This is a genomic window from Yoonia vestfoldensis SKA53 (assembly GCF_000152785.1).
Classification (GTDB): domain Bacteria; phylum Pseudomonadota; class Alphaproteobacteria; order Rhodobacterales; family Rhodobacteraceae; genus Yoonia; species Yoonia vestfoldensis_A.
In genome coordinates this window covers 762163-771342 of record NZ_CH672414.1, presented here as the reverse complement: position 1 = coordinate 771342, position 9180 = coordinate 762163, and the positions used below count along the sequence as shown (strand labels likewise).

The window sequence follows — 9180 nt, the reverse complement described above, 5'->3', positions numbered from 1 at the left end:
CGCAGCACGATCAGATCCAGATCGCCCCGCGCCTCGGCCCCGAGTGCTGCTGCAATCGCACGAATGCTATGTGTCATCGCCACCTCATCTGCCGCATTCCTGCAGCGCTGATCCTGCCTTGATGGCGGTTACCGAAAAGCTGCCTACCGCGCAAGCAGCCACAAATGACAACAAAAATGCCACTTGCGCAAAAATTCGCCTATTTTCTTTTCGTTCATGGGACAGTGTTAAACAAGACTTGGTCCACGAATCAATTTGTGCCATATCTTTGGCACATCCTGGGGGCATGATGGCAGTCCGTGGCAAAGCGGGCATCTAATATAAGCGACGGGACAGGCGCGTATAATGAATGACAACATGACTTCGAGGTTAACTCGACGCGGGCTGCTGACTGCATTGGCAGCGACAGCGGTGACGGCAGCACCAACATTCAGCCGGGCACAGGGGTTTCTGCGCGGCGCGGGCGATATCCGCAGAATAGCAATGTACAATGGGCGCACCGGCGAAACGCTCGATACGATCTACTGGATCGAAGGTGAATATATCGCCGAAGCCGTACGCGAGATTAACCTGCATATGCGCGACTGGCGCACTGGCGAAGCGGTGCAGATGGACCTGCGCACGATCGACATCATGTCGGGTGCGCTGCGACTGATGGAAACCAGTGAACCTTATCTGTTGTTGTCGGGCTATCGGTCGCCTGCCACCAATGCGATGCTGCGCAGCCGGTCGTCTGGCGTGGCGCGGGATTCCTTGCATATGCGCGGTCAGGCCGCCGATCTGCGTTTGCGCAGCAGAAGCATTACTCAAATGGCACAAGCGGCCACAGCGTTTAACGCGGGTGGCGTCGGCCGGTACGGTCGGTCAAATTTTGTCCATATGGATTGCGGTCCAGTCCGGACTTGGCGCGGCTGACACGCTGGATTTGCTGCGTCTCTGCCCCCCGATATTTTGATAATCGACCTTTGGTGATCGATTCCGCAGCCAGCGGATATTCGCTCTGCGGACTGATCGTCGGCGCGCTGTGCTCATGACCTTTCGCAAGACATGATGGGGCTAATTGCCGCACTGACGATCAAGATTTGTCCCGTTCCGTTCGCACCGCGCAAAGTCCACGTCGTGTTCTGTGCAGATTGCTTCCCTTCCGGCCCACGTCATGCGGGCCACGGCCAGCATCATAACACTGTCGCTTTGCGCATGCTGGCGCTTGCCTGGCAACGGATGATTACAACGCAAGGTTGTGTCAATTTGCGCTGTCTTTTGGCTGTTTTTTACTGTGCCTTTGACATCGGCAACACGCATCCCCCTCTCCCGAAATCAGCACCTGTCAACGGCATGATCGGGCAATTGCATGCGCGCATCACCGACCTTTGGCAAAGCGATCGCCGTGTTGAAACCGACCAAAACCAGGCGATGCCGCACGACCACATGTAGCCCCATAACCAGCCCGACCTGCAATCAGCCTTTGGCGGCGAGCTGCCCTTGCAAGCGATGAGAAATTGGTACAAATCTACTCCAAAGTTGTGTAGGAAAACTGCGCAATAAAAATTCCGGAATGCGCCGCATTCTGATCAAGGAGCCTTGTTAGTGTCGCTGATTATCATCGCCGCCCTTCCGTTTCTGGGCGCGCTACTGCCGGGTCTGATGATCCGTGCAGGGCGCGACGCCTGCGCCTGGACGACGGCTTCAGTCACGCTGACAGCGCTTGTCGGCCTTTTGGTCCACGCCCCCGCCGTGATGCGCGGCGAGGTGATCCAGTATCAACTGGAATGGATGCCTTTGCTGGGGCTGAACGCGAATTTCTTTCTCGACGGTCTGGGCCTTCTGTTTGCAGGGCTGATCCTAGGGATCGGCTTGCTGATTATCATCTACGCCCGCTTTTATCTGGCGCGACAAGACCCGATGGGGCAATTTTATACCTATCTGCTGCTGTTTCAGGGCGCGATGGTGGGCATTGTCTTGTCCGACAACATCCTGCTTTTGCTGATTTTCTGGGAACTTACCTCGCTGTCGTCCTTTCTGCTGATCGGGTATTGGAAGCACCTGCCCGAAGGTCGGCAAGGTGCGCGCATGGCGCTGGCCGTCACCGGCATGGGCGGCTTGGCCCTGATCGGGGGCATGCTTATCCTTGGCAATATTGTGGGCAGTTATGATCTGACCGTGATCCTTGAAAACAAGGAATTGGTGCAGGCCAGCCCGCATTATCTGCCGGCGCTGATCCTGATCCTGCTGGGCTGCTTTACCAAATCGGCGCAGTTTCCGTTTCATTTCTGGCTGCCGCATGCGATGGCCGCACCGACACCGGTATCGGCCTATCTGCATTCGGCCACGATGGTAAAGGCGGGTCTGTTCCTGATGGCGCGGCTTTGGCCGGTGCTGGCCGGCACCCCGGAGTGGTTTTATATCGTCGCGACCACTGGCCTGATCACGATGGTGCTGGGGGCTGTTATTGCGCTGTTCAAGGATGATCTGAAGGCGTTGCTGGCGTTTTCAACCGTGTCTCATCTGGGTCTGATTACCATGCTTTTGGGCTTCGGCACGCCCTTTGCCGCTGTGGTCGCCGTGTTTCACATAATCAACCATGCCACCTTCAAGGCGGCCTTGTTCATGAGCGCGGGCATCGTGGATCACGAGACCCACACCCGCGACATCAAGCGTCTGGGCGGTTTGCGCCACCTCATGCCGGTCACGTTTATCATCGTGACCGTGGCGGCTCTGTCGATGGCCGGCATACCGCTTTTCAACGGGTTCCTGTCCAAAGAAATGATGCTGGATGCTGCAACCAACACGGTCTGGAACGGTAATCCGTGGATCCTACCCGCCCTTGCCACGCTGGGGGCGCTGTTTTCGGTCGCTTATTCCTTCCGGTTGATCGTGCATACGTTCCTTGGCCCCAAGCGCACCGATTACCCCGCCAAGCCACATGATCCAGGTTTTGGCATGTGGGCCTCGCCTGCGTTGCTGGCGGTTCTGGTGGTGTTGATCGGGATCATGCCGGCATTGATGGTTGGCCCGCTTGTCGCGGTGGCATCCGGCGCGGTGATCGGCGGCGATCTGCCGTATTACTCGCTCAAGATCTGGCACGGCGTGAACCTGCCGCTTTACCTGTCGATCACGGCTGTGGTGGGCGGGCTGATCCTGCTGGCATTGCACCGTCCGCTGGATGCCGCATGGACAAAAGCACGCCGTCCCGAAGCCAAAGTGATCTTTGATGCGATCGTTGGTGCGATCACACGCGGGGCGCATGGCCTGACGGACGGGCTGCATAATGGCGCGATGACACGCTATACGGCTGTGTTCATCGTCTCTGTGACGGCCTTGGGCGCAGCGGCGTGGTTTGGCGGCACAGCACCCGGCCCGACCCGCGCAGCGATAGACATCGGGGTGGTACCATTGATCGGCTGGTTCTTGTTGGTCGGTGCCACCGCCTGCATGGTGGCTTTCCATCATAACCGTCTGTTGGCACTGGTCCTGATGGGCATTGTCGGCTTGATCGTGTCGATCGCCTTTGTCTATATGTCCGCCCCCGACCTTGCGCTGACACAAATCTCGGTCGAGGTCGTGACGGTCATTCTGCTTCTACTGGCGCTTAATTTCCTGCCCAAGACCACGCCGACGGAAAGCAGCAAGGCGCGGCAATGGCGCGATGGCACAATTGCCGTCATCGGTGGGCTGGCGGTTGGCGGGCTGGCGCTTGCCGTGCTGCTGTCGGATTTCTCACAAGACAGTATCTCGGCCTTCCATCTGGCCAATTCCAAGCCGGGCGGTGGTGGCACGAATGTGGTCAACGTGATCCTTGTCGACTTCCGCGGCTTTGACACCTTCGGCGAGATCATCGTTCTGGGCATTGCCGCGCTGGTGATTTTCGCCATGACAGAATCCGTGCTGACAAGCCCGGTCGGCGCAAGGCTGAGACAGCGCCCCATCAACCCCGATCAGGCGGGCGACCGCCACCCGTTGATGATGGTGATTGCGACAAGAGTCATGATGCCGATTGCGCTGATGGTGGGTGTGTTCATCTTCCTGCGCGGCCATAACGAGCCGGGCGGCGGGTTTATCGCCGGTCTGGTCGTGGCGATTGCGCTGTTGATGCAGCACATGGCCAGCGGCTTTGACTGGGCGTCTGCGCGTCAACGCTTTCCTTACCACACAATCATTGCGCTGGGCATCTTTGCGGCTGCATTGACCGGGATAGGATCGTGGCTCGCAGGTCGCCCCTTCCTGACCAGCAACTACGGCTATTTCCAGATACCCCCGATGAATAAATTCGAGCTGGCCACGGCCATGGCCTTTGATGTCGGGGTGTTTTTGTGTGTCGTGGGCGCTGTGATGCTGGCGCTCGAAAGCCTGTCACGGTTTGCCCACCGTGCCGGAGAACGGCCAAGCCCCTACCCGATGGATATAGATCCGTCGCGCGATAGCGCGCAGATGGCGAAGGACGCGTAATGGAATATCTACTTGCAAGTGCCATCGGCGCGCTGACCGCCGCCGGGATTTATCTGACCCTGCGCCTGCGCACCTTTCCGGTCATTCTGGGCATCTCGATGCTGACCTATGCGGTGAACCTGTTTTTGTTCGCATCCGGGCGGATTGCGATCAACCTGCCGCCGGTTTTGCTCAACAACACGCCGACCTACACCGATCCGCTGCCGCAGGCCCTGGTGCTGACGGCGATCGTGATTTCGTTCGGGATGACCGCCGTCGTTGTTCTGATCGCATTGGGTGCTTATCTGTCGTCCAACGATGATCATGTGAACCTGTCCGATGGGCCGGTCGACGCGCAGGAGCCAAGCAAGTGAATCACTGGATCATTGCCCCCGTCCTGCTGCCCGCCCTTGTCGCGGCAATCATAATTCTGGTTCTGCGCTATCAGGTGACAACGCAGCGGGTGTTTTCTGTCGCCTCGACCGTGGCACTGATCGGGATCGGGATCGGCCTGCTGGTGCACAGCATGTCCGGCCAGATTGATGTCTACGAGCTTGGCAACTGGCCTGCGCCATTCGGGATCGTTCTGGTGCTGGACAGATTGTCGGCGATGATGGTTCTGCTGACCGCTGTGCTGGCGCTGGCGGTGGTGCTCTATGCGATCGGGTCGGGTTGGGACAAGCGTGGCCATCATTTCCATGCGCTGTTCCAGTTCCAGCTGATGGGTATTTTCGGGGCGTTCCTGACCGGTGACGCCTTTAACCTTTTCGTGTTTTTCGAAGTGCTGCTGATCGCCTCTTACGGGCTGATGATCCATGGCGGTGGTGCCGTGCGGCTGCGCGCCGGTGTGCAATATGTGATCTATAACCTGCTGGGATCAACCCTGTTTTTATTCGCACTCGGCACGATCTACGCCGTGACCGGGACACTGAACATGGCCGATCTGGCGGTGCGCGTGGCAGACCTGCCCGCAAGCGACACCGCGATGATACGGGTTGCTGCCGTGTTGCTGCTGTTGGTCTTTGCGGTCAAGGCCGCGCTGATCCCGCTGCATTTCTGGCTGCCTGCGACCTATGCCGAAGCCCCTGCACCGGTGGCCGCATTGTTTGCAGTGATGACCAAGATCGGCGCCTATGCGATCATCCGCATCTACACGCTGGTGTTCGGGACCGATGTTGCCGCAACCGCCGACATTATCGGCCCCTGGCTGCTGGCTGGGGCGATCGTGACGCTGGTGGTCGGGATGATCGGTGTTCTGGGTGCCAGCCATCTTGGGCGGCTGGCAGCCTTTGCCGCGATCGGCTCGATGGGCACATTGCTAATTGCCATTGCCCTGTTCACACCACAAGCGATCACAGCGGCGCTTTATTACATGATCCATTCAACCTTGGCAGGGGCCGCATTGTTTCTGGTGGTCGATATGGTCCGCGCCCGCCGTGTGGCAGAGGATGACGCAATCGCGCCACGTCCGGCCATCGTGCAGAACGGCTTGGTCGCGGCGTATTTCTTTGCTGCTGCCATCGCCATGGCCGGTATGCCGCCGCTGTCGGGTTTCTTGGGCAAGCTTTTGGTGCTGGATGCTGTGCGCGATCACGAGCTGGTCTGGCTCATTTGGGCCACGATCCTCATCACCTCGCTGGTGGCGGTTGTGGGCTTTGCCCGTGCCGGCAGCCTGGTGTTCTGGAACGTTACCCCCGAGGTTGACCAGAATGCCCCCCCACACATCCAGACAGCCCTGACCTTCGTGGCGACGGGCGGGTTGTTGGCTGCCATCGTGATGCTCACTGTGTTTGCCGGACCTGTCACCACATTCCTGTCCGACACATCGGCGCAGGTGTTCGACAAGCAGTCCTATATCGCCGCAGTGCTTGAAACCGCACGCGCGATTGAGGTCGAAAACCTGCCTTTGGAAGGGTCGCAGAAATGATCGCCCGGTTGCTACCCCACCCGCTGTTAACGCTGCTGCTGGTCGCCGTTTGGCAGATGCTGGTCAATTATGTGTCATTGGGCACATTGGTGTTCGGCCTGATCCTTGGCATCTTGATCCCGCTGCTTACCGCTCCTTATTGGCCAGATCGGCCGCGTCTGAAAAACCCGGCGATGATCGTCGAGTTTATCCTTGTTGTTCTATGGGACATCGTCGTCGCCAATGTGAGCGTGGCCAAGATCATCTTGTTCAAACGCAACAAGGATATGCGCCCGACATGGATCACCATACCGCTGGATCTGCGCAGCCCCGAGGCGATTACCGTGCTGGCCGGGACGATCACGATGACACCCGGCACCGTCAGCGCCGATGTCGCCGCAGATGGCAGCAGCCTGCTTGTGCATTGTCTGGACGCCACGGACCCCGACGCTGTCAGAGATGATATCAAGCAGCGCTACGAACGCCGATTGAGGGAGATTTTCGAATGATACTGCCCTATGCCCTGATCTTTGCCACGGGCTGTTTTTGCGTAGCCCTGCTGATGAACCTGTGGTGCGTGATCATGTCTTCTGGCGTACCAGAGCGGATCCTTGCACTGGATACGATGGTGATCAACTTCATCGCAATCCTCGTGCTTTACGGCATCATCGAAGGCACGGCGGTATTTTTCGAGGTATCGATCCTGATTGCAATGGTCGGCTTCATCTCGACCGTTGCCTACGCGCGCTTCATGCTGCGCGGCAATATCATCGAGTGACCGGAGCAATGGACATGGAACTCTGGCAGGAAATCATTGTTGCGGCCTTTTTGGTCATCGCTGGCGTGTTTGGATTTGTCGGCTCTTACGGGTTGATAAAGCTCCCCGACCCGATGACGCGGCTACATGCCCCGACCAAAACCACAACGCTCGGTGTGGGCGGTGTTCTGATCGCGTCGATGATTTATTTCCTCTTCTCCGACGCGAAATTCAGCTTTCATGAGCTGATGATCACGCTGTTCCTGTTTCTGACAGCCCCGATCACGGCACATTTTATCGCCAAGGCGAACCTGCATACATCTGTCAAACGCGAGGATGTGTCGCCGACCGGATCCGATCGGCCTTGGGCGGGGTTCGAGAGCGACGAGGATCGCCGCATTGCTGAAGCAAAAAGCGACATAGACGAATAACACAGCACGCGCCGTGACGTGATCTTAGTCGATGTCGGGGAAGCGACGCCGGCCACCTGAAGGGGTGATCCAACGTCAGCAGCCCAAAAGTGGCCGCCAGAGGCGGATGTCCAGCGACCAAGCGCCACCATGATACGGCAGCACGGCTGGACTGAACCACCGGACCGACAGGATCATGATCCCATCCCACAGCGGCCTTCAACTTGCAGCTTATTTGGTGGCGTCAGGGATGTAGTGACGCGCCATCCGCGTCTCGAATGCCGCGTCCATCGGAACAGAAGGGTCATAGGTTGGGCTGTTCATGACAGTCTGCCTATCGACATCCAGATTGACGACACTGTCTGCCCACGACACGTTCTTTGCAGAGCGCGGCGATATCACGACATGTTTGCCCGGCCACCAGTTCTTTGTATTCACCGTCAGAAAATGGATCGTCCAGTCGGTATCGTCGATCACAAACCCCTCGACATGACCGATGGCGCCATCGGTGGCATGCAGGTTATAGCCAGTCATGGCATTGATGCTGCGTAGATGGGGTTCATCGCTTTGATGCCGCTGCTGATTTCGCTTCGCGTCAAGCGCGTCCTGACGCAGCATTGAATCAGCGTAATGCGTCTCTGACATGCCCGCGGTCCAGCCGCCATAGCCCCCCATGTAAAAGCCGTTTCCCCAATATGGGCTCATGTTGTAGTGACGATACATGCGTTCTTCGTGCTGGCGTGACACGGGGTTATGCGTGTCGATATCTGGGCTATCTTTGACCGATTTCGTTGTTAAGCGGACTGGAAAGCTATTTGCGGACGTATCCGGATGACCCAGAACAGAAACTGGGAGCAGCACCTTGCGCCCGGACAGCCAAGAGCCGGTTTCAACGACGACCCAGCGGAGCGTCCAGCTTTGGTCATCGAACAGGAAATCAGTCACGGTGCCGACGCTGCCGTCGGTCGCGGAGATCTTGAAACCCTTCAGGGTTGACGCCTCTATTAACATAAGATGTTTCCTTTAATCTGACTAAGTTCGATGCTGGGTGCATCGCCCGTTTTGCGTCGTCGCGTTCGCTGCGCAAGGCGGGTGCGGAACCTACAAACAGCGAAAGTTTCTTCGGCAGCCGGGTGGCTTTGCTTTGCAACCCAGACCGAAAGCGCAAGCACAGCATCGCGTGCCGACGTTCGCAGCGCACTGATCCACGTTAGTTCGCATGATGCTGCAGTCACCTATGCTTGGATGTGTCGCTGGCCTCCGGTGACTGACCTAGCAAATAGGACTTTCATGAATCAGATCGTATATATCGTAGGTCTCGTCGTCATCGTCTTGGTCATCCTGGGCTTTTTTGGCCTGCGCTGAGCGCCATAACGCGGAACAGCGACCCAGACTGATTGACCTGCGAATGGGTCACCTCATCCGATGACCATCAAGCTTTGAGCTGCTTGATCCTTCCAACATCGGCCAAATAGAAAGATATCTCCCATGAGTACAATTCTGATTATCATTATCCTTTTGCTGTTGTTCGGCGGCGGCGGTGGTTATTACGGATACAACCGATATGGCACGCGCGGCCTTGGCGGTGTCCTTGGCCTGGTGATCGTTATCTTCATCGTTCTGTGGCTTCTCGGTGTGCTGATTTAATTTGCGCATAGCCAGATGCGGGCTTTGAAAATTGC

10 protein-coding genes are annotated in these 9180 nt (G+C 57.7%); 9 read left to right on the top strand and 1 reads right to left on the bottom strand.

Annotated features, from left to right (window positions below):
• Positions 1-357 precede the first annotated feature (357 nt).
• The 8 genes from SKA53_RS03845 to SKA53_RS03810 all read left to right on the top strand — a co-directional run bounded on the left by SKA53_RS03845 (position 358) and on the right by SKA53_RS03810 (position 7519).
• Positions 358-915, top strand: a complete 558-nt coding sequence (locus SKA53_RS03845; protein WP_081440148.1) for a YcbK family protein — start codon at positions 358-360, stop codon at positions 913-915.
• Between the two features lie 132 nt (positions 916-1047).
• Complete coding sequence (locus tag SKA53_RS03840; protein ID WP_007204741.1) at positions 1048-1434, top strand: hypothetical protein; 387 nt, start codon at positions 1048-1050, stop codon at positions 1432-1434.
• 153 nt (positions 1435-1587) lie between these two features.
• The gene (locus SKA53_RS03835; RefSeq protein WP_007204740.1) at positions 1588-4446 is read left to right on the top strand and encodes a monovalent cation/H+ antiporter subunit A; all 2859 of its coding nucleotides are present in this window, start codon (positions 1588-1590) and stop codon (positions 4444-4446) included.
• Positions 4446-4799: a Na+/H+ antiporter subunit C gene (locus tag SKA53_RS03830; protein WP_007204739.1), complete on the top strand. Its 354-nt coding sequence runs from the start codon at positions 4446-4448 to the stop codon at positions 4797-4799. The genes SKA53_RS03835 and SKA53_RS03830 overlap by 1 nt, the downstream gene beginning before the upstream one ends.
• Positions 4796-6352, top strand: a complete 1557-nt coding sequence (locus SKA53_RS03825) for a monovalent cation/H+ antiporter subunit D (protein ID WP_007204738.1) — start codon at positions 4796-4798, stop codon at positions 6350-6352. The genes SKA53_RS03830 and SKA53_RS03825 overlap by 4 nt, the downstream gene beginning before the upstream one ends.
• Positions 6349-6840, top strand: a complete 492-nt coding sequence (locus tag SKA53_RS03820; RefSeq protein ID WP_007204737.1) for a Na+/H+ antiporter subunit E — start codon at positions 6349-6351, stop codon at positions 6838-6840. The genes SKA53_RS03825 and SKA53_RS03820 overlap by 4 nt, the downstream gene beginning before the upstream one ends.
• Positions 6840-7109: a K+/H+ antiporter subunit F gene (locus tag SKA53_RS03815; protein WP_040483113.1), complete on the top strand. Its 270-nt coding sequence runs from the start codon at positions 6840-6842 to the stop codon at positions 7107-7109. The genes SKA53_RS03820 and SKA53_RS03815 overlap by 1 nt, the downstream gene beginning before the upstream one ends.
• Before the next feature lie 8 nt (positions 7110-7117).
• Positions 7118-7519: a Na+/H+ antiporter subunit G gene (locus SKA53_RS03810; RefSeq protein ID WP_007204735.1), complete on the top strand. Its 402-nt coding sequence runs from the start codon at positions 7118-7120 to the stop codon at positions 7517-7519.
• Between the two features lie 210 nt (positions 7520-7729).
• Here SKA53_RS03810 and SKA53_RS03805 read toward each other — a convergent pair whose 3' ends face one another.
• Positions 7730-8509 (bottom strand): PRC-barrel domain-containing protein, encoded by a 780-nt coding sequence (locus tag SKA53_RS03805; protein ID WP_007204734.1) that lies wholly within the window; start codon positions 8507-8509, stop codon positions 7730-7732.
• A gap of 477 nt (positions 8510-8986) precedes the next feature.
• Here SKA53_RS03805 and SKA53_RS15140 point away from each other — a divergent pair, with 477 nt between their 5' ends.
• A complete protein-coding gene (locus tag SKA53_RS15140) occupies positions 8987-9145 on the top strand; it encodes a DUF3309 family protein (protein ID WP_007204732.1) in 159 nt (52 codons plus the stop codon).
• The last annotated feature ends 35 nt before the right edge of the window (positions 9146-9180 follow it).

Coding starts and splice junctions, on each gene's coding strand:
- SKA53_RS03840 (WP_007204741.1), top strand. CDS start 1,048: ATGATGGGGCTAATTGCCGCACTGACGATCAAGATTTGTCCCGTTCCG.
- SKA53_RS03805 (WP_007204734.1), bottom strand. CDS start 8,509: ATGTTAATAGAGGCGTCAACCCTGAAGGGTTTCAAGATCTCCGCGACC.
- SKA53_RS03810 (WP_007204735.1), top strand. CDS start 7,118: ATGGACATGGAACTCTGGCAGGAAATCATTGTTGCGGCCTTTTTGGTC.
- SKA53_RS03845 (WP_081440148.1), top strand. CDS start 358: ATGACTTCGAGGTTAACTCGACGCGGGCTGCTGACTGCATTGGCAGCG.
- SKA53_RS15140 (WP_007204732.1), top strand. CDS start 8,987: ATGAGTACAATTCTGATTATCATTATCCTTTTGCTGTTGTTCGGCGGC.
- SKA53_RS03830 (WP_007204739.1), top strand. CDS start 4,446: ATGGAATATCTACTTGCAAGTGCCATCGGCGCGCTGACCGCCGCCGGG.
- SKA53_RS03820 (WP_007204737.1), top strand. CDS start 6,349: ATGATCGCCCGGTTGCTACCCCACCCGCTGTTAACGCTGCTGCTGGTC.